The organism is Streptomyces sp. NPDC001339 (assembly GCF_042895955.1).
Lineage (GTDB): Bacteria > Actinomycetota > Actinomycetes > Streptomycetales > Streptomycetaceae > Streptomyces.
Genome location: NZ_JBIAWT010000004.1, coordinates 594148 through 618587, shown reverse-complemented (window position 1 = coordinate 618587; position 24440 = coordinate 594148). Strand labels below are relative to the sequence as shown.

The 24440-nt window shown below is 70.1% G+C and carries 17 protein-coding genes, 3 tRNA genes and 2 pseudogenes; 11 read left to right on the top strand and 11 right to left on the bottom strand.

Features of this window, described 5'->3' with window-relative positions; translation table 11 throughout:
* Nucleotides 1-14: 14 nt before the first annotated feature.
* Nucleotides 15-1057, bottom strand: a pseudogene (locus ACFY12_RS14945) (aldo/keto reductase).
* 141 nt (nt 1058-1198) lie between these two features.
* Here ACFY12_RS14945 and ACFY12_RS14940 point away from each other — a divergent pair.
* Complete coding sequence (locus tag ACFY12_RS14940; RefSeq protein WP_390716183.1) at nt 1199-1828, top strand: TetR/AcrR family transcriptional regulator C-terminal ligand-binding domain-containing protein; 630 nt, start codon at nt 1199-1201, stop codon at nt 1826-1828.
* Between the two features lie 310 nt (nt 1829-2138).
* Nucleotides 2139-3275 carry a methyltransferase domain-containing protein gene (locus tag ACFY12_RS14935; RefSeq protein ID WP_390716182.1) on the top strand — a complete coding sequence of 379 codons (1137 nt, stop codon included), beginning with the start codon at nt 2139-2141 and terminating at the stop codon, nt 3273-3275.
* Here ACFY12_RS14935 and ACFY12_RS14930 read toward each other — a convergent pair.
* Both ACFY12_RS14930 and ACFY12_RS14925 read right to left on the bottom strand, forming a co-directional pair.
* Entirely contained in the window at nt 3250-3450 is a 201-nt protein-coding gene (locus ACFY12_RS14930) for a DUF397 domain-containing protein (RefSeq protein WP_390716181.1), read from the bottom strand. The two genes, ACFY12_RS14935 and ACFY12_RS14930, sit on opposite strands and share 26 nt — an antisense overlap.
* Nucleotides 3447-3593: pseudogene (locus ACFY12_RS14925) on the bottom strand (transcriptional regulator); the annotation flags it as partial. The pseudogene ACFY12_RS14925 and the gene ACFY12_RS14930, both read right to left, overlap by 4 nt.
* Nucleotides 3594-4152: 559 nt before the next feature.
* On the opposite strand from ACFY12_RS14925, the gene ACFY12_RS14920 reads away from it, so the two are divergent.
* Nucleotides 4153-4983, top strand: a complete 831-nt coding sequence (locus ACFY12_RS14920; protein WP_390716180.1) for a helix-turn-helix domain-containing protein — start codon at nt 4153-4155, stop codon at nt 4981-4983.
* Here the strand turns inward: ACFY12_RS14920 and ACFY12_RS14915 are convergent.
* Nucleotides 4980-5423: an RICIN domain-containing protein gene (locus ACFY12_RS14915; RefSeq protein ID WP_390716179.1), complete on the bottom strand. Its 444-nt coding sequence runs from the start codon at nt 5421-5423 to the stop codon at nt 4980-4982. The genes ACFY12_RS14920 and ACFY12_RS14915 overlap by 4 nt on opposite strands.
* A 285-nt stretch (nt 5424-5708) precedes the next feature.
* Between ACFY12_RS14915 and ACFY12_RS14910 the strand changes: the two genes are divergently transcribed.
* The 3 genes from ACFY12_RS14910 (at nt 5709) to ACFY12_RS14900 (ending at nt 7867) form a co-directional block, all read left to right on the top strand.
* A complete protein-coding gene (locus tag ACFY12_RS14910) occupies nt 5709-5909 on the top strand; it encodes a YegP family protein (protein ID WP_390716178.1) in 201 nt (66 codons plus the stop codon).
* A gap of 58 nt (nt 5910-5967) precedes the next feature.
* The gene (locus tag ACFY12_RS14905) at nt 5968-6096 is read left to right on the top strand and encodes a hypothetical protein (RefSeq protein ID WP_390716177.1); all 129 of its coding nucleotides are present in this window, start codon (nt 5968-5970) and stop codon (nt 6094-6096) included.
* A gap of 112 nt (nt 6097-6208) precedes the next feature.
* On the top strand, nt 6209-7867 hold the full coding sequence (locus tag ACFY12_RS14900) for a long-chain fatty acid--CoA ligase (protein ID WP_390716176.1): 1659 nt from the start codon (nt 6209-6211) through the stop codon (nt 7865-7867).
* A gap of 194 nt (nt 7868-8061) precedes the next feature.
* On the opposite strand, the gene ACFY12_RS14895 is transcribed toward ACFY12_RS14900, so the two are convergent.
* Nucleotides 8062-13041 carry a PAS domain-containing protein gene (locus ACFY12_RS14895; RefSeq protein ID WP_390716175.1) on the bottom strand — a complete coding sequence of 1660 codons (4980 nt, stop codon included), beginning with the start codon at nt 13039-13041 and terminating at the stop codon, nt 8062-8064.
* 327 nt (nt 13042-13368) lie between these two features.
* A complete protein-coding gene (locus tag ACFY12_RS14890; protein ID WP_390716174.1) occupies nt 13369-14385 on the bottom strand; it encodes an SSI family serine proteinase inhibitor in 1017 nt (338 codons plus the stop codon).
* Between the two features lie 317 nt (nt 14386-14702).
* On the opposite strand from ACFY12_RS14890, the gene ACFY12_RS14885 reads away from it, so the two are divergent.
* Nucleotides 14703-14793, top strand: a tRNA-Ser gene (locus ACFY12_RS14885).
* A 433-nt stretch (nt 14794-15226) separates the two neighbouring features.
* Nucleotides 15227-15299 (top strand) — tRNA-Arg (locus ACFY12_RS14880).
* Nucleotides 15300-15758: 459 nt separating this feature from the next.
* On the opposite strand, the gene ACFY12_RS14875 is transcribed toward ACFY12_RS14880, so the two are convergent.
* The 3 genes from ACFY12_RS14875 to ACFY12_RS14865 all read right to left on the bottom strand — a co-directional run bounded on the left by ACFY12_RS14875 (nt 15759) and on the right by ACFY12_RS14865 (nt 19521).
* Nucleotides 15759-15977, bottom strand: a complete 219-nt coding sequence (locus ACFY12_RS14875) for a helix-turn-helix domain-containing protein (RefSeq protein ID WP_390716173.1) — start codon at nt 15975-15977, stop codon at nt 15759-15761.
* A 1764-nt stretch (nt 15978-17741) separates the two neighbouring features.
* Nucleotides 17742-17828, bottom strand: a tRNA-Ser gene (locus tag ACFY12_RS14870).
* 52 nt (nt 17829-17880) lie between these two features.
* Entirely contained in the window at nt 17881-19521 is a 1641-nt protein-coding gene (locus tag ACFY12_RS14865; RefSeq protein WP_390716172.1) for a S1C family serine protease, read from the bottom strand.
* 412 nt (nt 19522-19933) lie between these two features.
* Between ACFY12_RS14865 and ACFY12_RS14860 the strand changes: the two genes are divergently transcribed.
* Nucleotides 19934-20806, top strand: a complete 873-nt coding sequence (locus ACFY12_RS14860; RefSeq protein WP_390716171.1) for a glycerophosphodiester phosphodiesterase — start codon at nt 19934-19936, stop codon at nt 20804-20806.
* Between the two features lie 58 nt (nt 20807-20864).
* On the opposite strand, the gene ACFY12_RS14855 is transcribed toward ACFY12_RS14860, so the two are convergent.
* A complete protein-coding gene (locus tag ACFY12_RS14855) occupies nt 20865-20990 on the bottom strand; it encodes a hypothetical protein (RefSeq protein WP_390716289.1) in 126 nt (41 codons plus the stop codon).
* A gap of 46 nt (nt 20991-21036) precedes the next feature.
* On the opposite strand from ACFY12_RS14855, the gene ACFY12_RS14850 reads away from it, so the two are divergent.
* On the top strand, nt 21037-21792 hold the full coding sequence (locus ACFY12_RS14850; protein WP_390716286.1) for an ATP-binding protein: 756 nt from the start codon (nt 21037-21039) through the stop codon (nt 21790-21792).
* Nucleotides 21793-22149: 357 nt separating this feature from the next.
* Nucleotides 22150-23118: a DUF5926 family protein gene (locus ACFY12_RS14845; RefSeq protein ID WP_390716170.1), complete on the top strand. Its 969-nt coding sequence runs from the start codon at nt 22150-22152 to the stop codon at nt 23116-23118.
* 439 nt (nt 23119-23557) lie between these two features.
* Here the strand turns inward: ACFY12_RS14845 and ACFY12_RS14840 are convergent, their stop codons facing one another.
* Nucleotides 23558-24232, bottom strand: a complete 675-nt coding sequence (locus ACFY12_RS14840; protein ID WP_390716169.1) for a hypothetical protein — start codon at nt 24230-24232, stop codon at nt 23558-23560.
* Between the last annotated feature and the right edge of the window lie 208 nt (nt 24233-24440).

The window sequence follows — 24440 nt, the reverse complement described above, 5'->3', positions numbered from 1 at the left end:
TGCGGGGAGAGGGCCTAACGGGTCTGCACGGCCGGGGGATTGAGGCGGGCGAAGCCCTCCTGGCGCTCGTAGGGGAAGTGAGGGTACGGGGCGTTCTTGGCGCTCGCGGCGTCAAGCCTCGCCACATGGTCGTCGGCCAGGGTCCATCCGACCGCACCGAGGTTCTGCCGCAGCTGCGCCTCGTTGCGGGCTCCGATGATGACGGACGAGACGGTCGGGCGCCGCAGCAGCCAGTTGAGGGCGATCTGGGGCACGGTCTTCCCGGTCTCCTGCGCGATCTCATCCAGTACGTCCACCACCCGGAACAGCAGCTCGTCCGCCACCGGGGGGCCGTATTCCGCGGTCTGGTGCAGTCGGCTTTCGGCCGGCAGCGGCTGCCCGCGGCGGATCTTGCCGGTCAGCCGTCCCCACCCCAGCGGGCTCCATACGACAGCCCCGACGCCCTGGTCGAGTGCGAGCGGCAGCAGATCCCACTCGTAGTCGCGGCCGACGAGGGAGTAGTAGACCTGGTGCGCCACGTAACGCGGATAGCCGTGCCGGTCCGCCGTGGCGAGGGATTTCATCAGCTGCCAGCCCGCGAAGTTCGAGACCCCGGTGTAGCGGAGCTTCCCGCTCCGAACGAGGTCATCGAGCGTGGAAAGTACCTCCTCGACCGGCGTCCCCGCGTCGAAGGCGTGCAACTGGAAGAGGTCTATGTAGTCCGTGCCGAGGCGGCGCAGGGCATCGTCGATCGCTCTGATGAGGCGCGAGCGGGACGTCCCCGCGTCGCTCGGCCCGTCCCCGATCGGCAGGCCGGCCTTCGTGGAGATGATGACCTGGTCGCGGCGGCCCTTGATGGCGGCGCCGAGTACTTCCTCGGAGGTACCGGCGGAGTAGACGTCCGCGGTGTCGAACATGGTGACCCCGGCTTCCAGGCAGATGTCCACCAGGCGGCGCGCTTCCGCGCCGTCGACGGTGCCCAGGCGCTGAAGAGCTCGCCCTGCCCGCCGAACGTGCCGGCACCGAAGCTCAACGCCGGAACCATCAGTCCTGACGCGCCCAGCCTTCTGTACTCCATGGCCGATCCTTTCCGCACGCCTCCTCTGAAGGCGTGAGACGACGACTCCACTAACAGGATGGTTAACGGGATGATGTTCCCGTTAACGTGGGGGGTTCAAGGTAGCAGAGTCGACACTCTTAATGGAATAGGATTCCCGTTATGGAGTCGGGGAGTCTAGAAAGTCCAGATCCAGGGACCGTACGCCCGGGCGGACGCACGGCCCGCGTGCGCGCAGCCGTGCTGCGAGCCGCCGGAGACGCGCTCGCGGAGGGCGGCCTCGCCCAGCTCGACCTCGCAGAGGTGGCACGCCGCGCCGAGGTGGGGAGGACGACGGTCTACCGCCGTTGGGGAACGCCGGCCAACCTGATCGCGGACTTGCTGGCGGACATGGCCGAGCAATCGCTCCCGCGCACCGAAACGGGGACGCTCCTCGGCGACCTGCGCGCGAACGCCCGCCTCGTGCAGCGCACACTCGCGGACCCGCGCCAAGGTGCACTCTTCAAGGCCGTGATCGCCGCCGCAACCTGCAACGACCAGACGGCCGCCGCCCTCCACCGCTTCTACGAGACCCGCGTCGAGGAGTGGGAACCCTGCGCCCAACAAGCCGTTGAGCGCGGCGAACTGCCCGTGGGGACCGATACGTGCGAGGTGATCCGCGCCGTCTCCGCCCCCCTCTACTACCGCCTGCTGACCACTGGCGAACCACTCGACGAAGCGAGCGCGGACCGTGCCGCCGAAGCCGCGGCCGCAGCGGCACGGGTAGGAGCCTTCGTCAGCCCGACGGCTTGACGAAGGCTCCCGAAAGCCCGCGCCGCGACATCGGCTTCCATCTGCCTCAATAGGCCTCAATTGGCTGCATTCGGCTGCGTCGTCGGCCCCCGCCGCTCCAGTTCGACGCCTGCCATCCGGCAACGTGCCCTATCGGCCCTCGCGCCGGCGGCCCTACACTCCGGTGCTCTTGACGTCCGACGAAGGAGGCGTACGTGGGTAAGCACCGCTCCCCGATCGGAGACGACGGACAGCAGCCCGGCAGGCCGATCCCGCCTCCGGAGCCGACTCCGCCACCGCAGCCGAAGTAGGCCCGTTGATTGCCTATCCCGTGCCCGAGGCAGCTATCGGCGGTCTGCTGGAGCAGATCGCCGACCAGTTGGGCTCGCCCGTCCCCGCCCACCTACAGGCGGCCCTACGCGCCGTGCCTCGCCACCTCTTCCTCCCCTCCACGCTGTGGTTGCGCGACGGAGCGGGAGGCTACGAGCCATGCGACCGCGAGCGGGACCCCGACCGCTGGTGGCGTGCGGCCTACAGCGACATCCCCCTCGTCACGCAGTTCGCGCAGCTTCCCGACGGAGACCGCGTTCCCTCGTCCTCCGCCTCGATGCCCAGCATGGTCGTCCGTATGCTGATGGCCCTCAACGGCCGGCGGGGGCAACGTGTGCTGGAGATCGGCACCGGTACCGGATTCAACGCGGCCCTGCTCTCGTACCTCTTCGGTGCCGGGAACGTGACCTCGCTCGACGTCGATCCAGGGCTGACCCGCGAGGCCCAGCGGGCTCTGAAGGCGAGCGGGCAGCAGCCGGAGGTGTTCTGCGCGGACGGCGCGGGTGGCTGGCCGCCCGCCGCCCCGTACGACGCGGTCATCTCCACCTGCTCTGTCCGGACCGTGCCTCCCTCCTGGCTGGAACAGACCGCATCGGGCGGCCGTATCGTCACGCCCTGGGACACCTCGTGGTGCAACTACGGCACTCTCATCGCCACCAAACAGGCAGACGGCACCGCCGAGGGCTCGCTCGCTCCCTACGGCTCGTTCATGCTGATGCGGGCCCAACAGGTCGACGTCGAGCTGCGCCGCGACGTACTGCGCGACGGCCAGACCCCCGAGCGGTCCACGACAGACCTCTCCCCCTGGTCAGTGGCCGGAAACGACCTCGATGCGCAGTTGTTTGTAGGCCTCCATATGCCGGGAGCATGGCACTCCTGGGACACGGAGGCGGAAGGCACCCATACGCGGCTGTGGTTGGCCGACGACCAGGCGACGAGCTGGGCCAGCGTGGACTACGACGGCCGACAGATGTCGACATTCGCGGTGGCCCAGTACGGCGCCAGGAAGTTGTGGGACGAGGTCGTCGAGGCGTACGAGCAGTACGTGGCCGCCGGCCGCCCCCGAATTGACCGGCTGCGGCTGTCTGTCTCCGCCGACGGCCGGACGACCGTCAGCGCTCGGCAGCGGCGTACGTGACGAAGTCCGTCCAGGTGGCCGGCTGGATGTGGAGTTGGGGGCCGTAGAGGTACTTGGAGTCGCGGATGTGGATGGTGGAGGGGGTGGTGGCGGTGGTGGCGGTGGTGGCTACTTCGATGCAGTCGTCGCGCTCGTTGCTATCGCTGTAGCTGCTCTTGGTCCACGTGAGCTTCATGTCCCTCCCCGCAGTTTCTCGATGAAGGCAAGTGACTCCCGTGGCGTGAGAACCTGCGCCCAAATGATCCCATAACGCAGTTCAAGGATCCGGATCTCCTTCGGATGGGAGACAGCACGGCTGCCGAACTGGCCCCGTGACGCGGACACGCTCCGTATTCAGGTCACCGATGCCCGGCGCGACCAGCTCCCGGTCCAACAGGGTCCGGGCGTACGGGAATCCGGGCACGGGCTGATCCTGGTGGACGCGCTCGCCGATCGGTGGGGGGCTTCGGGCGGGCCGATCCTCGGCAAGACGGTCTGGGCGGAGTTCGACCTGGCGCTGTGGGTGTGAAGGGTGGCGTCAACCAGAGCCCGGAAACCTGGCTTTCGTCGCCGCTGGCTCGTAAAAGACCAAATAACCACAGGAAGAAAGAACCAACCCACCAAACCCAACCGAGGCCAACCGGCGCTGATGGGTTCGGGTCACTCGCTCGGGTGATCGATTGCCGGAGGGCTCGCCTCCGCTCGCCTCGCCGTTGCACGCTCGGCAACAGCAACCGCGAACACCGCAGACATGCGACGGCCCCCGGACGGGAGTGGCTTCCCGATCGAGGGCCTGACCACCGAGGAAGAGGAAAGCTTCCTGATGGCTGAGCAGCAGCTTAACGCGCCCTCGCGCGCCCAGTACGTCGTTCGACGATCTCCGTCTGGAGTCCACAAGGTGACGGAATTCCAAGAACCAGGCTTCACCATCATCGGCAACCATCTGGCTCAGCACAGCGAGCTGTCATTCCTCGCCAGAGGGCTTGCGACGTACATCCAGTCGCTTCCTGAGGGAGCGCCCGTTGATATCCGGACGCTCGCCCAGCAGTCCCGCGAAGGACGGGATCGGATTGCCGCCGCCCTGCGGGAGTTGGAGGCGTATGGCTACCTGGAACGCGTCCGGCAGCGTATGCCGGACGGCAGGATCATCACTGTCACGAACTACTACAACAACCCCAAGGCCACCCGCGCCCGCCGCGCTCGGGAAGGTGCTCGTCCGGCCCGCCGTAAGGCAGTTGCACCGGTCTCTGAGGAGCCTGCCCCAGCCGTCCCCAAGGCCAAGCCTCAGCCCAAGCCCGCCCCGGCTTCCCCTCCGGCCGTCGCCCTGCTCGCCAACCTTCGCCGCCACGACCCCCGCCTCCTGCTCTCCGTACGCGACGTCCACCGCCTGGCGCCTGACGTGGCCGCCTGGTTGGAGCGCGGCGCTTCCCCGGACGACGTACGCAGGGCTCTGATGACCAAGCTGCCGGAACCCATCCATCAGCCGGCCGCCCTGATCGCCCACCGCCTCCGTGAACTTCTCCCGCCGCCACTCGCGGAACCGTCAGCGGCCACCCGCCCCCACCCCTGGCAGACCTGCGACGGCTGTGAACGGGCCTTTCGGGCTCTGGTGCCCGGCCGTTGCCGCGACTGTCGGGCATCGGAGGCATCGGAGGCATCGGCCGCATCGGAGGCGTCGGAGGCGTCGGCCGGGCACTCAGGGCGGAGTAGTCCGCTCGCTACCTGCTAGCCGGCCGGCTGAATTCGCCACTTCTGGTTGTCGTCGCCGTTGGTCTGCCATTGGATGACATTGCCGCCGTTGTCCTTGCTGCCCCAGGCGACGTCCAGGACCTTGCCGCTGTGGACGTTGGTGAGTGTGTAGACGTCATCGCCCAGCGAGGTGAGCCGCCACAGCTGGCTGGGAGAGTTCTCGTCAGCTGTCCATTGGTGGATGTTGGCGCCGTCGTGGCGGGCGTTGCCCTCGACGTCCAGGACTTTGCCGCTGCATCGAGCGCGCAGCGAGTACACGGCCTCCTCGCCTGCGGGAAGGAACTCCCATATCTGGGCGTCGGTGCCGTTGGCCTCCCACTGGTACACGTTGGCGCCGTCCTTGGTTCCGGCACCGGCGACGTCCAGCAGGCGGCCGCTGTTCACGGAGGTGAGAGTGTGGAAGCCCTTGATCACGGTCATGCGCGTCCTCTCTGAGGGGGCTGCATCCGCCCCGGAGGCGGAACGTAACCGCACCCGGCAGAGATCGTCCACAACTCCTCACCTCTACGCATCGATTCCCGCCACCTCACGGGGGGGGGACGGCAAGACCCGTCACCTCACGGGGACGGCAAGGACGGCGCCGGCTCCCAGGTCGGCCCACCCGCACCGCTGCGCCGGCTCACCCGCACGGCGCATTCGAAGCTGCCCCTTCGCCTGCGGGGTGAGTTCCTGGAAGCGCAAGTTTCTTCGATTTATGGAGGCAGTATGGCTGGCACGTTCGAGCTGTACCAGGACAAGGCGGGCAAGCACCGCTTCCGGCTGAAGGCGGGCAACGGCGAGATCATCGCCGTCGGCGAGGCGTACAACTCAAAGGCCGCCTGCGAGAAGGGCATCCAGTCCGTGAAGAACAATGCGCCGACTGCACCGATCAAGGAGGTCTCCAGCCCCGCGCTGCACCGCGCCTGAGCGCTGCCCAGTTCCCGGTCGGGTCGGCCCCTTGGTGCCGGCCCGCCTGGAGGACGCGGTGGCGCCGATGCTCTGCAAGCCGTCCGTGGTGAACCGGGCCTTCGAGGCCACGGAGGTTGTCCGGCTGGGCGACACGCAAGACGTGACCGGACAGCGGGAAGAAACCAGCCTCGTGCTTGTCGACTAGTGACATACCACCGGATACGCCAGCAGAATCACCAGGCAGTTACGCCTGCTACCTCCGCGTAACGGCCGGGATCCGTTCCGGCTCCATCTCTGGGAATCTCTGGGAGGCCCTGGTGTACAGCACGATGCAGGACGTACCGCTCCTGATCTCGCGGATTCTGGACCACGGATCGACGGTCCACGGCCGGTCCCAGGTGATCACCTGGACGGGCGACGACGATGGTGGACCGCACCGCCGCAGCTTCGCCGAGATCGGCGCCCGCGCCGCCCAGCTCGCGCACGCCCTGCGCGATGACCTCGGAGTGGGGGAGGGGCAGGCCGTCGGGACGCTGATGTGGAACAACGCCGAGCACATGGAGGCGTACCTCGGCATCCCCTCCATGGGTGCGGTGCTGCACACCCTCAATCTGCGGCTGCCGGCCGAGCAGCTGGTGTGGATCATCAACCACGCCGAGGACCGGGTCGTACTGGTCAACGGGAGTCTGCTGCCGCTGCTGGCGCCCCTGCTGCCGCAGCTGCCGAAGATCGAGCACCTCGTGATCGTCGGCCCGGGGGACAGGTCCGTACTGGAGGGCGCGCGGGCGCGGGTGCACGACTACGAGGAGCTGATCGCCGGGCGGCCGGAGAGCTATGCCTGGCCGGACCTCGACGAGCGGGAGGCCGCGGCGCTCTGTTACACCTCCGGGACCACCGGCGACCCCAAGGGCGTGCTCTACAGCCACCGTTCGCTCTATCTGCACTCGCTCCAGGTCAACACCGCCGAGGCGTTCGCGCTCACCGCACGCGACATCACCCTGCCCGTAGTGCCCATGTTTCATGTGAATGCGTGGGGTCTGCCGCACGCCGCGTTCATGGCCGGGGCTTCGCTGCTGATGCCGGACCGTTTCCTGCAGCCCGCCCCGCTCGCCGAGATGATCGAGACCGTACGCCCCACCGTCGGCGCCGCAGTGCCCACCATCTGGCAGGGCCTGCTCGTCGAACTGGACGCCAAGCGGCGCGATGTCGCCTGTCTGCGTACGGTCGTCATCGGTGGCTCGGCCTGCCCGCCGGCCCTGATGCGTGGCTTCGAGGAGCGGCACGGCATCCGCGTCGTACACGCCTGGGGGATGACCGAGACCTCTCCGCTGGGTACGGTCTCGCATCCGCCGGCGGGCGTCGGTGAGGACGAGGAGTGGGGCTACCGGGCCACCCAGGGACGTTTCCCCGCCTCTGTCGAGGCGCGGCTGATCGGGCCGGGCGGGGAGGAACTCCCCAAGGACGGCGCGTCGGCCGGTGAGCTGGAGGTACGGGGGCCGTGGATCGCGGGCGCGTACTACGGGGGTGCGAACGGCGAACCGCTCCGCCCCGAGGACAAGTTCAGCCCGGACGGCTGGCTGCGCACCGGCGATGTCGGCACCATCACCCCCAACGGCTATCTGACCCTCACCGACCGCGCCAAGGACGTCATCAAGTCGGGCGGGGAGTGGATCTCCTCGGTCGAGCTGGAGAACCATCTGATGGCGCATCCGCATGTCGCGGAGGCCGCGGTGGTCGCCGTACCGGATGACAAGTGGGGCGAGCGGCCGCTGGCGACCGTGGTGCTGAACCAGGGGGCCACGATCGGATACGAGGAGCTGAGGGCGTTCCTCGGCGAGCGGATCGCGCGGTGGCAGCTGCCGGAGCGGTGGGCGGTGATTCCGGCGGTGCCGAAGACGAGCGTGGGGAAGTTCGACAAGAAGGTGTTGCGGAAGCAGTACGCAGAGGGGGAGTTGGATGTGACGCTGTTGGCGTGAGGGGGCGGTCGGTGAGGGGCAGATAGCCGTTGGGGTGCTGCGTGCTGCGTGCTGCGTGCTGGGTGGCGGGTGCTTGTGCGTTGGGGGTGGGGGTTGGAGGTTGGGGGTTGGGGGGTTTCGGTGGGGCCTTGGCTGTCGGCCTGGGCCCCACCGCCGTTCGTTCGTGACCGACGTGAATGCGTGCCGATCAGGCGCTAGTTCGTGCCGATCTTGGCGAGTAGGTCGACGATGCGGGACTGCACCTCGGTGCTCGTCGAGCGTTCCGCGAGGAAGAGCACCGTCTCGCCGGATGCCAGGCGCGGCAGCTGCGCCGGGTCCATGTCGGCGGACGTGTAGACGACCAGCGGAGTGTGGTCCAGCCGCCCATTGGCACGCAGCCAGTCGACGATGCCGGCCCGTCGACGGCGTACCTGCATCAGGTCCATGACGACGAGATGGGGCCGCATCTGTGCCGCGAGGGTGACCGCTTCGGTGTCCGTGCCGGCCCGTGCGACCTGCATGCCGCGCCGCTCCAGCGAGGTGGTCAGCGCGCCCGCGATGGCGTCGTTCTGCTCGATCAGCAGGACGCGCGGCGGGTGCCCGTCGGTGTCGGGCGGGGCCAGCGCCTTGAGCAGGACGGCCGGGTCCGCACCGTACGCGGCCTCCAGGGTGGCCTGCCCCAGGCCGGCGGTCACCAGTACGGGCACCTCGGCCGCGCCCGCTGCCTGGCGCAGCGACTGCAGCGCGGTACGGGTGATCGGCCCGGTCAGCGGGTCGACGAAGAGCGCCGCCGGGTATGCGGCGATCTGCGCGTCCACCTCCTCGCGGGAGTTGACGATCACCGGGCGGTAGCCGCGGTCGCTCAGCGCCTGCTGGGTGGCGACATCGGGTGCCGGCCAGACCAGCAGCCGACGCGGATTGTCCAGTGGCTCCGGCGGCAGCTCGTCGTCCATCGGCGGCGGCTGACGGTCCATCACCTCTACGGCGCCGTTCGGGCCGTCGAGCGGCTCGGGGCCCTCACTGCCCTCGTCGGGCGCGGAGATCGCGAAGGCTCGGCCCTCGGTGGCGTCCATCAGATGCGGCTGATGCGGCTGATGCGGCTGACGTGACTGAGGCGACTGGTGTGGCTGATGTGGCTGATGTGGGTGGCGCTGCTGGGGTGGTGAGGGCTTCCGGTCCGGCTGCGGGGGCTGCGGGGGCTGAGACGGCTGCGAGCCGGCTGGGTGCGGGCGCGCCTCGGACTGCGCGGGGTCGGTGGCGGCCCTCCGCTCACCGTCCTGCGGCGGCGTGGCGAGCTTCCGGCGGCGGCCCGAACCGGCGGACGTCCCTCCGGGCGGGGTGCTGCCGGGCAGCGTCCCTCCGGCCTGGGTGGGGCTGCTGCCGGGCGGCGGCACCGGCGGGCGCTGCTGGTCGCCGAGCGGGCGTCGCTGGTCCGTCAGCGGGCGCTGCTGGTTGGTGGGGCGCTGTTGGCTGGTGGGGCGTTGCTGGTCGGCGAGTTGGTCGGCGAACGGTACGCCCTGGCCGAGCGTGCGCACGCTGAACGCCCGCCCGCCGGGGGCGTGCCCGTCGGGGGAGCGCCCGTCGTCCTCCGCGGTGGGCGGCAGCGGCTGCTGGTGCGGGGCCACCGGTCGGCCTGGTGCGGGTACGGGGGCCTGGCCCGTGGCCTCTTCGGCGGGGCTGGGACGACCGCGGCGGCGGCCGGTGGGGGCGGGGGCCTGCGCGGGTGTCTGCGTGGGGGGCTGTGCGGGTGTCTGTGCGGGTGTCTGCGTGGGGGGCGTGCCGCCGGTGGAACGTGCGTCTGTAGCGGGGGGCGCGGCGATGCCGGGGGTTGTCCCGGTGGCCGTGTCGGTCGCCTGAGCTGGAACGTTGGGGTCGGCAGGCCCCGTCTGCCCCGCAGGCCCAGCAGGACCGGTCAGTTCCGCAGGTCCGGTCGGTGCGGCAGGCCCGGTCGGTGCGGCAGGTCCGTCCGGCTGTGCCTCCAGCCCGTCCGGGCCCGCGACGAAGGTGCCGGACGACTCCGAGTCGGCCATCGCGGCCGCCGCCCGCTCTTCGGCGGCGGCACGCCTGGCCCGCCGACGGCCGGTCGGCTCGTCGCCCCAATTCCCTTGCGGAGCAGGAGCAGTGCGGTCGGCACTGGGGCCGGGACCTGTGGTGGGGCTGAGGCCGGTGATGGCGTCCTGCTGGGATCCCGACGGTCCGGTGGACGCGGTGGCCTCCGGACCCGCGGCCACCGGCCGACGCGCACGGCGGCGCCCCGTTCCGGCACCGACCTGCGGATCGGGCGCCTGTGCCGGTACCTGCTCGGCGGCTGCGGGCAGCGCTGGGAGCCCCGACCGCGCCGGCTCCGGCGTCTGATCCGCGGCGGCGGGCGGCAGCGCAAAGGCGGTACGTGCACCGGCCGGCGACTGGGCCGCGGCGGCCGCCTGTGCGGAATGCTCGCCCTGGGCGGCGGAGCGATGGTCGCCCTGTGCGGAACGCTGGGATGCTTCGGCCAGCGCCCGGCGCGCTCGACGGCCGGTCGGCTGTACGGGCCCGAGCCCCTCCGGCCCGCCCGGAACCTGCGTCTGACCGGGAACCTGCGTCTGACCGGGGACGTGCGCCTGGCCGTGGATATGTGCCTGGTCGTGGGCGTGTGCCGCCTGGCCTGGAATCTGCGCCTGCCCCGGGACATGCGCCTGCTGCGCCGCCCCTGAGGCTTGACCCGCAGCCGGGGCCTGACCCGTTGCCGGAGCCTGGGCCGGGATATGCGGGCGTGCCGGAACGGCGGCCGAAGCCGCCCCGGACCCCTGCCCCTGCCTCTGCCCCTGCTGTTCGGGCGCTTGGTCGGATACCGGGGACGCCTGACCTGCCTGGCCCGCCCGGGCTGCTCCGGTGGGCGGTTCCGGCGGCCCACCGCCCTCTGTCACACTCTGCCGGGCCCGACGCCGCCCGGTCGGCGGTACGGCTTCGGCCCCCGCAACGCCCGACGGCAGCCCCGTACCGTCCGCACCCTGCCGCCTGCCCGAGTCACCGCCCTGGCCACCGCCTTGGCCACCGCCTGGGCCGGCGTCCCCCTCCCGCGAGCCGCCCACCGCTGTCCGGTCGCCCTCGGCTCCGGCCCCCTGCGGCCCCTCGGCACCCTGCTCCGCGACCGGCCGACGGGCCCGCCGCCCGCTCGGCCGCGCCGTACCGTCCGCGCTTCCCGCACCGCCCGAGCCACCGCCCGTACGGCCCTGGATACCCCGAGCACCCTGGTCTCCCCGGACATCCTGGGCGCCCTGCGTCCCCCGAGCCCCGGCGGCCGATACAGCCGCTCCCGACGCCCCCGTCGCGCCCGTCGCCCCCGCCGTCTCCGGGGACTCCGCCTTCTCATCCTCCCCGGCCTGTGCGCCGGCCCGAGTGGCTCCCACGTCCCCCTGGCCCACCGAGCCCATACCCGCAGAGCCCATGCCCACCGAGCCCGTACCGATCGCTCCCGTCGCACCGACCGAGCCCGTACCGATCGCTCCCGTCGCACCGACCGAGCCCGTACCGACCGATCCCGTCGCACCGACCGAGCCCGCCTCCGCCGCATCCGGAGCATCCGGCATCGCCGCGCCGTCCGCCGCGACCGGCAGTTCCAGCACGTACGCGCTGCCACCCGTGCCCGGGCCGCCCTGGCTGCCGCCCGGCACCTCATGCGTCTGCATCAGCCCGCCGTGCCGCCGTACGATCCCGCGCACGATCGGCTCATGGACCGGGTCGCCGCCGCCGAACGGCCCGCGCACCTCGATCCGTACGACATCGCCGCGCTGGGCCGCCGCCACCACGATCGTCGAGTCCCCGGGGACCGCAACCGTCCCACTGCCCGAAGCTGCCGAACCTGCCGGGCCCCCCGGCCCGCCGGCGCCTCCCGCACCACCGTGACGGACCTGACCGCCCCGACCGCCCCGAGCGCCCCGACCGCCCGGCCCGACCGGCATCCGTCCCGTCGAATCCACGCCCGCGACGTCCGCGATCAGATGCGACAGCGCCTGCGCGAGCCGCTCCGCGTCCACCGTCGCCTCTATCGGCGGCGCATGCACCGCGAACTGCGCCCGGTCGGGGCCGATCAGCTCGATCGCGCCCTCCACGCCCGCCGCGACCACGGCATCCAGCGAAACCTTCGTGCGGTGGAGCTTCTCCTTGCCGGAGTCCAGCCGCTGGTAGCTCAGGACGTTGTCCACCAGCGTCGTCATCCGGGCGTGACCGGCCGCGAGGTGGTGCAGGATCTGGTTCGCCTCCGGCCACAGCTGGCCGGCCGGGTCGGCCGCGAGCGCGCCCAGCTCGCCCTTCAGCTCCTCCAGCGGCCCGCGCAGCGCCTGATCCAGTACGGCCAGGAGCTGCGCGTGGCGCGCCGCCAGCGCGTCGTACGGGCGCCGGTCGGTGAACGTCATCACCGCGCCGACGAGCTGATCACCGTCCCGTACCGGCGCCGTCGTCAGATCGACGGCCACCGCACGCCCGTCCTTCGACCACAGCACCTGCCCGCGCACCCGGTGCTTGCGCCCGGATTTGAGCGTGTCGGAAAGCGGGGTGTCCTCCCACGACAGCGCCGTACCGTCCGCCCGTGAGTGGTGGATGAGCGGATGCAGCACCTTGCCGCCCAGCTCGCTCGCCCGGTAGCCGAGGATCTGCGCCGCGGACGGGTTGACGAGGACGACCCTGCCCTCGGCGTCGACCCCGACCACGCCCTCGGCCGCGGCCCGCAGGATCATCTCGGTCTGCCGCTGCTGGCGGGCCAGCTCGGTCTCGGTGTCCAGGGTGCCGGTCAGATCGCGTACGACGAGCATCAGCAGCTCATCGCCCGTATAGCCGTTGCGGTGGTCGGCGTACGCGGCCTCGAAGGCGGACTCGTACGGCGTCCGCCCGTCTTCCAGGTTGGCGCTGGTGACCTCGACCAGCAGCTCGGTTCCGTCCGTACGCCGCGCCACCATCCGCGTCGGCTTCGTCCGGCCGCCTTCGCTCTCCTCGTCGTGACGCCGCATCGAGCCCGGAATGCGCTTGGAGTCGAACGACGGCAGCAGATCCAGCAGACCGCGCCCCACCAGGGCCGTGCCCGGCGCCTCGAAGGTCTCCAGCGCGATGGCGTTGGCGTTGACGACCGTTCCGTTGCAGTTGACGAGCAACAGGGCGTCGGGAAGGGCGTCGAGTATGGCTGCGAGGCGAGCAGCGCCTCGGGATGGCCTGCTGCTCACGAGACGCTTTCCTCCCTCTTACCGCACCGTGCCGGCCCGCCGGGGCGGACCGCTGGGATGGAGTCTACGGGCACTTGCCCGCGACGCGGAGGCGGATGACGGGGCGGTGACGCGGTGGAGATGTGGTGAGGATGCGGTGGCGACGCGGCGGCCGGGTGCGACTCACCGCACGCCCGACATGTGCCCCTCATATGCCCTTCGTCCTGACCTTCCGCGCCACTCCCACACGAAACGGACCGCGAATTCGGCCATGGCACAGACCACGACGCCGACCACCGGTCACGGGGCGGGTCACGGGGCGGGCCATGGGACGAGCCATGGGGCAGGTCACGGCACGGGGTTCGAACCGGTCGTCGCGGGGAGCAAGGGCTCGAAGTCGTTCCAGCGGCTGACCTCGCAGCCATTGGTGCGCTTGAACTGGGCGTTGACGCGTCGGCCGGCCCAGGTCCCGGTGACCTGCGCGGTGGCCGGGCCGCCATAGATCATCGTGCACTGCGCACTCTGCGGTGCGGGGGCGAACGGATCCTTGCCCCACTTCGTCATGCGGTCCAGCTTGGCGCAGGCGCCTTTGGGGTCGCGGTGGGTGCTGCCGCTGCTGGGGTGGCAGTACAGCTCGAAGGTCCCGTTCGTGCTCGCCGAACCGGAGTGGTGGACGGTGACGGTGAGGTGGTCGACGGGGGCGTGTGGCACGAGTACGTCGTGGTGGAAGGGCAGACGGCTGTCACTGGCCACTCCGGTCCAGGCGGGCACGTCGGGCGGTACGGGCGAGCCCTGAGCCCCGCGCGAACCTCGACCGCCGGGACCACCGGGACCGCCGGGACTGCTGTGCGTGCCGACACCACTGTGCTTGCCGCTACCGCCGTGCTTGACCGTGCTGCTGTTCTTGGCAGCACCACCGTGCTTGCCCTGCCTGCTGTACCCGCCGTGTCCGCCATGCGCGCTATGCCCACCGCGCCCGCTGTTCTCGCCGCGCCCGCCGTTCGCGCCGCGCCCGCTGTTCTCGCGGTGATCATCCAAGCCGTAGAGGAAGCCGAGCACCCCGCGATCAAGATGCACGGCCTCCCCCTGACCGTCCGCACCCACCTGCCCTGCCTGACCGGCCTGCCCTGCCTGACGCGCCTGACCTGCGTCTGCGCTATCACCATGATCGCCGAGTCGGTAGCGGTCGATGGGTGCCGGGTGGCCGGCAGGGACGGTCACGGCCCTGTGGTGGCCCGCGCCCGTGACCCCGTCCTCGGACACGTAGCGCGGCAGCGGGATCGGGGCGGCCGACACGGTGGCCGATGCGGTGGGTGCCGCCAGGCCCAGCACGGCGGTGGCGGCGGCCGTGGCGACGATGGGCAAGATCCGGTGGGATGTCCGCCGGTACGTCCGTCTGTACGTCCGGCCGTGCGTTCGGTGGTGCGTCCACTGGTACGGCATCACAGTCTCCAAAGAGGCGAGTGCGGTCGGTACGCGGTCCATACGCGCCGGGGGCGCGCGACACAAAGGTCGACACGGCCCCACACTCCTAACGCGCTGCCGCGCCCGACGTTTCGCCGCAGGAACGTCTTTGCCGGGTGGGCCGCGCGCCTAGTACCGTAGGGGGCGATTGGTGACAGCCCTTGGGACTGTGCCATCATCTGGACACACCACAGCGTGCGTGCGCGCGTGGGGTGTGTGGAGGCGTCGCCTAGTCCGGTCTATGGCGCCGCACTGCTAATGCGGTTTGGGGCTTACCCCCCATCGAGGGTTCAAATCCCTCCGCCTCCGCTCTCCTTAATTCAGGCCCTGGTCACTCCGACCGGGGCCTGAATGCTTTCCGTCCACGGCACGCTCACCACGCACAGCGCCTCTCCTGGCCTCGCCTGATTCCCCGCTGGCCTCGCCTGATTCCCCGCTGGCCTCGCCTGATCCGCCGCGCAACAGCCACCGCTGATTCGCCGCGCACAGCGCCTGCCCTGATCTTCCCCTCGCCGCCGCCCCACCGGACGGCCACCACCTCACGTGGCCCCCGTCACAATCGCCACTATTTCCCACGAGGTCACCCGCGCCCCGGGCGCCTGCCGACCCTCACCCCAATCGCGCCCGAATCGTATTTCCGCAGGTCAGTGGGGGTGAGGTGAACGGATTTCGCCTCACGGCGCAGGTCATGTAATGTTGTTCCCGCAACGCCGACCGGCAAGAAAAACCGCCGGAAAGCCAAGCGCTCGTAGCTTAACGGATAGAGCATCTGACTACGGATCAGAAGGTTGCAGGTTCGAATCCTGCCGAGCGCACAGCAGATCAAAGCCCCCACCGGGATCATCCGGAGGGGGCTTTGTCGTGCCGTACAGCAGCGAAGTACAGCAACGGCGTCAGCCAGAGCTGCCCATCACTTCGGAGAGCTTGCCCGAAGGGTCAGTCGCGACGGTCCTCACCGATGACCGCGTTCATCCACAGTCGTGCGCTTTGGCCTGCTGAGCAGTAGCACGGTGCGTCGGTGGTGCTCTCAGGATCGGGTCCCCAAGTTGTGATCCATCCGGTGCCCTCACACGGGCAGGGGGCAGTACAGTCGCACGGGATCTCTGCTCCCTGGTGGCCGGTTACTGACCCGTCATCTGATACGCGTTCCGAGCCGCCACAGTCCATACAAAGAGTCTGGGGCATAGTGGTGACAACCTGATTCGTCATGGCTTCGACTCCTTCGAATCGGGTGGGCCGTGTCCGTACGGATGCGGCCCGTTGTCTAACTTTCCCTACTCCCCACCCTTGCCCCAGCGGGCGACGGTTGCGCGGGAGATTCCTGTCAACTCGGCAACGCGGCGATAGGGCACGCCGGCCTCGATGGCTTCGAGGATCAACGGGCGGAGTTTGGCATCCAGCCGTTCCAGCTCGGCAGAGAGTCGAACGCGCTCCTCGCCCGGCTCCATGAGCTGTCGCACTGCCTGGGCGCGGGCATCCTCAGGAGTGCTCACGCTGACTGCTGGTGCAGCGGCTGTGGCCGTACGCAGTGGTCGCGGTTGCTGAGCATTCTTCGAACGCTGACGGTTTCGACGGGTGGACATGTACCCATGCTGCCGGTCCGTCTCAACTGAGACAAGCTGTTGCAGGAAAGACGAATATGCCAATCTGGGACGCATGTAAAGCCCCAGCTCAGCGATGTACTGACATCGTGAACAGAGCTAGAAACCATGGGAGTTGTTATAAGTTTCTCTACCTCATCAAGCCCCTCCCTCCGGTCGGGGAAGGGGGTGGGGGTCCACTTCGAGAGCTCTCGCGGAGGGGGCCGTTCCCTTGACGGGCCTCCAAGGCCGATCGTGTGGCGTTCGCCCGTTGATCCCATGCCGTGCCGATCAAGGCACCAGTAACCGTCATGAACCTCGTTGGTCAGCGTCTCGCAGCTTCGCCCCGGCGGGAGGTCTTTCGGCTTGTGGCTCTGGCCCTGCAGGTGCTCTTGCCTTCGGCACCCGGCGCGCAGGGCAACGGCTGTACCAGCCGCCGCTACGGATCACACCCCACCGGCCCGCCACGCGGGCCGGCGCGGGCTCGGGGACTGGGGGCGACGCTCCTGCCTCCGGCCCGCTCCGCCCCCGCCCCCGGCCCCGCGCCACCACAGATGCCACGGGGTAATCCGCTCGACGCTTTGTCCCGCCCAAAAGCAGCGCCGGACCGAGCAGACAGCCCACAGGCCGACACCACACCGCCACCCTCCACCAGACCGGCTACAGTCACCCACCACCAGGACCAGCGATGCAGGCCTCCGTCGCCCGTAGCCCAGGGGCAGAGCCAGGCGAGGATCCCCGAGGACGGCGAGGAAGGTGCGAGTGGAGGGATGGAGGTAGGTGGTGGCCGGGGCTGGCGGCGCTCCGAGACTTTAAGGTCTGACCCTTGGGGCGAGCCTCTAAGAAGGGGGCCCACATCGGGCTATTGCGGGCAGGTCAGGAGCCTGCCCGATTCGCGGACCAGCGTAAGGGCTCCCTTCTCTCACCCCAAGGGCCAGACCTCAAACTCTCTCCACACCACCAGCGCGGGCATGTGCCCCTTCGATGCCCCTCACGTACCTGAAGTGACTAGGTCGGCGTGGCTCCAGGTGCTCTGTCGCTCAGCGCCGCCGGATGGGACCCTCAACGTCATGTCAGAGCCAGACTGGAATTTCACAAGCTTCTCCGCAGCTCCAAGCGGATGGCGTGTCGCCATTGCTGACGACAAGGACCAAGAGCTGTTGATCGCTCACATTGTCGGTTGGGCTCGGTTAACCAGTGGCGAGCCATACGTGCACACGGGGGACGGCGACCTTGATCCACTCGTTCTTTGGAACAACGTCGGTGACCCGTTCGTGAGTCTCCTCAGCCGAACACTTTCGGACTGGAACACGGGAAGTGACAAGGGACGTCACCATGTCCACGAGATCTTGGTTCCGGGGTGCGAGCCACGCGTTCCTGAAGGCTGGAGCGTTCAGATCCATGAGTAGTGGCCGCTGCGGGGTTGGTGATGGTGCAGTACAGCAGCGAAGTACAGCAACTACAGCAACCGCTCCAGCCCGGCAGCGTCCCTCAGGGACCTGGGAGCGGTTGCTATGACCGCGTCCGACCGATCCACATAGAGCTACGGATCAGAAGGCCACCGTGCCCCTTCCGTGCCCGATCCGCCGAGGAATCACGGGGAAAGCCGGGTGGTCGCAGTGCGCGGGTAAGGCGCGAGCCCCTGACCAATCTTCCTGGTCAGGGGCCGTCTGCCTGCGGAGGCTGTGGGATTTGAACCCACGGTGGCGTTGCCGCCACGACAGTTTTCAAGACTGTTCCCTTAGGCCGCTCGGGCAAGCCTCCCCGCGGCACCGGTGCGCCGTGGCGCGGGTGCCGCGGGGATCAGACTAGCGCGTCACTTGTCGCCCGTGCGCTGGCCCAGGGTTACCTGGGTGGTGTGCTCCTTGCCAGCGCGCTCGTAGGTGAGGGTGACCGTGTCGCCGGGCTTGTGCCGCCAGATCTCGCTGATCAAGGTGGGGCCGCTGTCGATCACGGTGCTGTCGAGCTTGGTGATGGTGTCACCGGGCTTGAGGCCCGCCTTGGCGGCCGGGCCGTTCGGGGCGACCGCCTCGGAGCCGTTGTTGCCGGTCTGGGCGATGGTCGCGCCGCCGCCGGTGTCCCGCATGGCGACCTGGACACCGATCTGCGGGTAGACCGGCTTGCCGGTCTTGATCAGGTCCTGGGCGACCCGCTGGGCCTGGTCGATGGGGATGGCGAAACCGAGGCCGATGCTGCCGGACTGGCCGGACTCGGGGCCCATTCCGCCGTTGCCGGCCGACTGGATAGCGGAGTTGATGCCGATGACGTTACCGGCGGCGTCCAGCAGCGGACCGCCCGAGTTGCCGGGGTTTATCGACGCGTCCGTCTGCAGGGCGCTCATGTACGAGGCGCTGGTGCCGCCGCCGTCGCTGGAAGCCACCGGGCGGTCCTTGGCGCTGATGATGCCGGTGGTGACCGTGCCGGACAGGCCGAAGGGCGCGCCGATCGCGATCGTGGCGTCGCCGACCTGGACGGCGGAGGACTTGCCGAGCGGGAGGGGGTTGAGGGTGGCGTCGGAGGCGTTCTTGAGCTTGATCACGGCGACGTCGTAGCCCTGGGCGCGGCCGATGACCTCGACGTCGTACTTCTTGCCGTTGGAGAACGTGGCGGTGAGCCGCCCGCCGTCGGCCGCGGAGGCGACGACGTGGTTGTTGGTGAGGATGTGGCCCTGCTTGTCGTAGACGAATCCGGTGCCCGTACCGCCCTCACCGGTGGCCCCCTGCGCCTCGATGGTCACGACGCTGGGCAGTGCCTTCTGCGCTATTCCCGCGACCGAGGTGGGCTTGCGGTTGAGGGCGCCGGCGTCGCCGGGGGCGGAGACCGTCGTCGAGGCGCCGCCGTCGCGGCCCGCGGCCCAGTAGCCGATGCCGCCGCCGACCCCGCCGGCGATCAGTGCGGCCGCGAGGACGGCGGCGATCAGGCCGCCGTTGCGCTTCTTGGGGGCGGGCGCGGAGGGGGCACCGGGGACGGCCCACGGATTGCCGCCACCGCCACCGCCACCACCACTGCCGCCGCTGCCGTACGGGGGCTGGCCCCAGCCGCCGCCGGTGGAGCCGTGGCCGGTCATGGCGTACGCCGGGAACTGGGCGGTGTGGTCGGCAGGCGCGATGTGCTCGGGGTGCGGGGTGGGCTCGGTGTGCGCGGTGGGCTCGGTCGGGGGGAAGTCCGGGGGCGGGGGAGCCGTGGGGGGCGTGGCGGGCGCGGGCGGGACGTCGGAGGTACGGGCCCCAGACATCTCAGACGTCTGGGCCTCAGACGTCCGGGCCTCAGACGTCCGGGCCCCGGAAGTCTGGGCGGCGGGAGCCTGGGAGGCAGGTGGCTGGGCGCCGGGAGGCGGGGCGTCGGAGGTGGAGGCGGGCGCCGGTGCGGGGGTGGACGCGGGGGCGCTGTCCGGCTGCGGTCCGGTCGGCGGCTTGGCCTCCGACGGGACGGCGGCTCCCTCGTTCTCGGTGCTCACGACTCTCTCCTCAGCTTTGCTTCATATTCGCGTCCACGGCGTCGGCGCGCCACGGCGGACCGGTGGGGACTCTGCCCAGGTTTGGTGCGACCCAGGCCCAGAACCAGGCCCAAGTCCAGAACTAGGCCCAGGACCGGATCTTGCCCGGTCTGTCGGGCTTGTCGGGGCTTGTCATGGCACTCCGGGGGTCGTCACTCCAGGATCCAGGCATTCCGGGTAATCCAGGATTCAGGATCCAAACGATATGGGCGAGTCTTCCTCCCAGCTTTTCCCACCGCGCGTCAGAGCGCCGTAAGCCGAGGCTGTGACTGCGCCTCCCATCCTTTATGCCGGACAAATGCCGCGCATCCGCAGTTCCGCCCTCGGGGTGGGCGCCAGACGGCCCGGCGACAGCGGATGGCACGATAACGCGGTGAGCACTGCACACCCCGCCCAGGACCGTCGTCCGGGTCGCCACCCGATCTCCGTCGTCGCCCATCGCGGCGCCTCCGAGGACGCCCCGGAGCACACCCTGGCCGCCTACCGCAAGGCGATCGAGGACGGCGCGGACGCCCTGGAGTGCGATGTGCGGCTGACCGCGGACGGGCATCTGGTGTGCGTCCACGACCGTCGGGTGAACCGCACCTCCAACGGGCGGGGCGCGGTCTCCGCCCTGGAGCTCGCCGACCTCGCCACGCTCGACTTCGGGTCGTGGAAAGAGCCCGGGTCCGCGAACGGGACCCCCGGCCTGCGGTACGCGAACGAGGCTCCGGACCTGCGGTACGAGGACCCGGAGCGGACGTCCGTACTGACGCTGGAGCGGCTGCTGGAGCTGGTCGCCGACGCGGACCGCCGGGTCGAGCTGGCCATCGAGACCAAACACCCGACGCGCTGGGCCGGTCAGGTGGAGGAGCGGCTGGTCGAGCTGCTCGGACGGTTCGGGTATACAAAACCGGCCATGAGCGCCGACTCGACGCCCCCGGTCCGGGTCATGAGCTTCTCGGCGCGCTCGCTGCACCGCCTACGGGCCGCCGCGCCGGGCATCCCGGGCGTCTACCTGATGCAATTCCTCAGGCCTCGGTACCGGGACGGCCGACTGCCGGTCGGCGTCGGCATCGCGGGCCCCGGCATCCGGATCCTCCGCTCGCACCCCGAGTACGTCGCCAAGGCCCATCAGGCGGGCCACCAGGTCCATGTGTGGACGGTCAACGAGCCAGCCGATGTCGAGCTGTGCCAGGCGCTGGGCGTGGATGCGGTGATCACAAATCGCCCCAAACAGGTACGGATGCAGCTCGGCCTTGGCTAGAGCTCATCACAGGGTGTGCACCGGCGCATTCGGCTCGTATTCGATCGTGTCCAGTGCGTCACTGCGTGCCGTCTGGCCGGTTTCCGGTCCAGTCCATTGGGGCATCCATCCCCTGGCGTGGGGCAAAGGAGGTCTCGGGGGTGGCGTTGGTGGTGGCACAAGAGGTGCCGGCGTCGTCGATCATGGCCGTACCCCATGGTCCAGCGGGCGTGGGCATGGCCAGGCGGCGCATGCGGGAAGAGCTGCTGGCAAGTGGTGTTCAAGACAGCGTTATCGATGACGCGGTCCTTATCCTTTCGGAGCTGTTGAGTAATTCGTGTCGCCATGCGCGTCCGATATACGACAACGGGGGCCCGGAATCGCACGAACTGCAGCAGGAACTACCACAGGAACTGCCACAGGAACTGCAGACGCTGCAGGGGCCTCTGGGATCTGCAGCGCCTCTGGGGTCCGCGCGCTCCGCGGGATCTCTGAGTTCTCCGGTCGTACGGGATAAATCTTCGGACGTGCGGAGCAGTTCACCGGACCTCCCGAAGGACGGCCGCGCCTCGGCCGCCTCACGCGGCGCTCCGCGGGCGTCCGTCCGGGCGTCCTGGCGCATCGACGCCCAGGGCCGGCTGACCGTCGCGGTCACCGACGGCGGCGGCCCGACCCGGCCCCTTCCGGCCACTCCCTCGGTCACCGCGCACGGCGGACGTGGCCTGGCGATCATCCGGTCGCTCGCCAAGGACTGGGGCGTACGGGACACCGCCACCGGTGAGGTGACGGTCTGGGCTGTTCTCTCCCTTCAAGGCGCCTTTGCTACGCGCGTGGACCTGGCGTCCGCCGAGCTGCCGCCGTCGCTCACGCGGCGCACGGGAACAGGACGCACAGGAACGGGACGCACGGGAACAGGACGCACGGGAACAGGCAGCACAGGAACGGGCAGCGGCGGCCGGCCATTGGGTCCGGGCCCGGCCCTCGTGGACTTCGACGAGCTTCCCTAGGCCGCGGCCAAAGGTGCCCACGGTGGCGGGTCGCAGCACCGCGGCGGTGACGCTTTTCGACATGCCGTTTCGCTATGCCGTTTTGCTATGCCGTCATGACGCGTTTCGACATGCCGTCATGACGCGTTTCGACGCGCCGTCATGGGAACAGCGGGGCCGCGTACGTGGATCCGATGGGGCGGGATCGGGGCGGGATCGGGGCGCGGTCGGAGCGGGACACGGCCTATCCACAGGCGGGCGCGGCCTCGTACGCGATCCTCTAGGCTCGCGCCGAAGAGCATGCAGAGCGTGCAGAGCATGAAGAGAGCGTCAGGCAAAGCGTCCGAAGCTCAGGATCGACCGGGAGACACCGCCGCCATGGCAAAGAAGCGCCGCCCCCAGCCCCGCGCCGCAGCGCCCCAGATCAAGGATGGCGAGGTGCCGGTCGTCGGCGCTCGTGAGCCCTGCCCGTGCGGTTCCGGCCGCCGGTACAAGGCGTGTCACGGGCGGCAGGCGGCCCACGCCGTCACCGAGCTGGTGCAGCGCCCGTTCGAAGGCCTGCCCGGAGAGTGCGACTGGGTGGCGCTGCGGGAGCTGGTGCCCGCCGCCACCGCCGAGTTGACGCTGAAGGGCGGGCTGCCCGAGGGCGTGCCCTCCGTCACGCTCGCGACCGTCCTGCCGATGGCCTGGCCCGCACTGCGCCGCGACAACGGTGCGGTCCTGCTCGGCCTGCAGAACGACACCGCCTCCGGCGACATCAGCCGCGACCTCGCGGACACCCTCCAGCGCGCGCTGGCCGCCGAACCGGGCAGTCCGGTCGCCGCCGGCCGGCCCACCGCCGACGGCCCGCGACTGCAGGACCTGCTCGACCTGGACGCTCCTTTTGAGCCGACCGTCCACACCGGTTTCGAGTTCTGGGTGGAGAACGCCGAGAACGCCACGGGTGAGGTCGCCGCCTCCCTGGAGCGGGCCAATGCGGCGGCCATTCCGACCGCCCGGATTCCCGGCCTGGAGGGCGCGTACTGGTGCGAGGCCCCGGAGAAGAACCATCTGCGCTGGGTCACCGCACACCCGGAGGAGCAGCTGCTGGACGCGCTGGCCCGGCTGCACGCCGCAGGCACGTCCTCGCTCGGTGAAGACACCCGCCTGGTGGGCTCGTTCCGCGCCCATGGGCTGGTCGTTCCGGTCTGGGACCTGCCCTCGTCGATGGGTGCCGACGAGGTCGCCAAGCCGGCCACGGCGTTCGCCGAGCGGCTGGCCGAGGCGCTGGCGACGGATGTCCCGCTGACCGCCGACGAGCGCCGGGCGCGCGGCGGGCTCACCAACCGTCAGATCACCTTGAGCTGAACGGCGACGGCCGAGGGCGAGGGCAGGGGCGGGTGGGCCTGCCCTCGGCCGGCGTTCCGTACCGGGTGGGCCGTAGCGGGTAGCCCGTACTGGGGGCTCCATACCTGTTGAGCCACACCGGGTACCCATACCTGTTGAGCCGTACTGGGTGCTCCAGACCTGCTGGTCCGTACCGGGATCCGTACCGGGATCCGTACCGGGGTCCGTACACCTCCCGGGCGGCCGCGTGACGCCGGTCACAACTCCCCGTACCTGCCGGTAAATAGGCGTCCGGAAATCCACGATCGAATTTGCTAACCGCCGATCTCTTGTTACGGTTCTAAAAGCCCGGTCGCTGGTGCATCCCCCGTCGCCAGCGACCGGGCGCTTCCATGTCCGGAAGCAGGTATTCCGATCGGACCTTCTGCCCGGGCCCACCGGAACGCGCGTCGCAAGGCCGTCAGAGGAGCGAACCTCTGCCGCCCTTCTTCACGTTGCTGCCGGAGCGCAGCAGCAACTGCTCCCCCGCCACATCGGAGATCTCCGCCACCGCGTCGTACGCCACCCGAGCCTTTCGCACCGTCGGCGCGATCGGGGTCTCGCACAGGCCCGGCCGGGCGGTCCGTGAGATGTCGCAGTTCACCTGGACGGTCCTGCCGTCCGGCCGCAGCAGCGTCAGCACGGCGTGCAGCGGGCTGCCCGTGATGTTCCGGTAGTACGTACGCGCCCAGGTGCGGCCGCGCTCGGCGAGCACGCAGGTCTGGACCTCGATACCCCGGGCGGAGCGGAGTTCGGGACCGCAGCGAGACGTACGGCCGGAGAGCAGCGGGAGGCCGAGGTCGTCCAGCGGGCCAGTGAGGCCCCCGCCCGCACGGGCGGCACCAGCGGACGCATTGCCCACCTTGCCACCCATTTCCCCCTTGGTGCCCTTTTTCGCCGAATGGCCATTTTCAGCCATGGACGCTGCTCCGGACGTACCCGACATAGGGGTACGCGGCATACGGGCCCTCGGCACGGGGGCGCTCGGCGCGGCGATATCCGCCGGGCCGGCGATCGCGGCGCCGAGCGGTACGGCGATGGCGAGCGCCGCCACGCCGGCGAGCCCGATCATGCGGAGTTTCTGCGCGCGTTGCATGGGCCCCACCTGCGATTGAGATGCCGCCGAACGACGGCTTGACGGTGCGCCGAACCTCGTCGCCCCGGCAGGCAGCATCTGCCTGCCGGGGCACCAGGACCTGTCTCTCCAGGCCCCCAGTGGCCGGTTACGCCGAACCTATCGGCCGACAAGGGGGACCCCGGCCGCCCGGACACCCATTTCCCGTAGTGATCCGGGCCGGTCACAC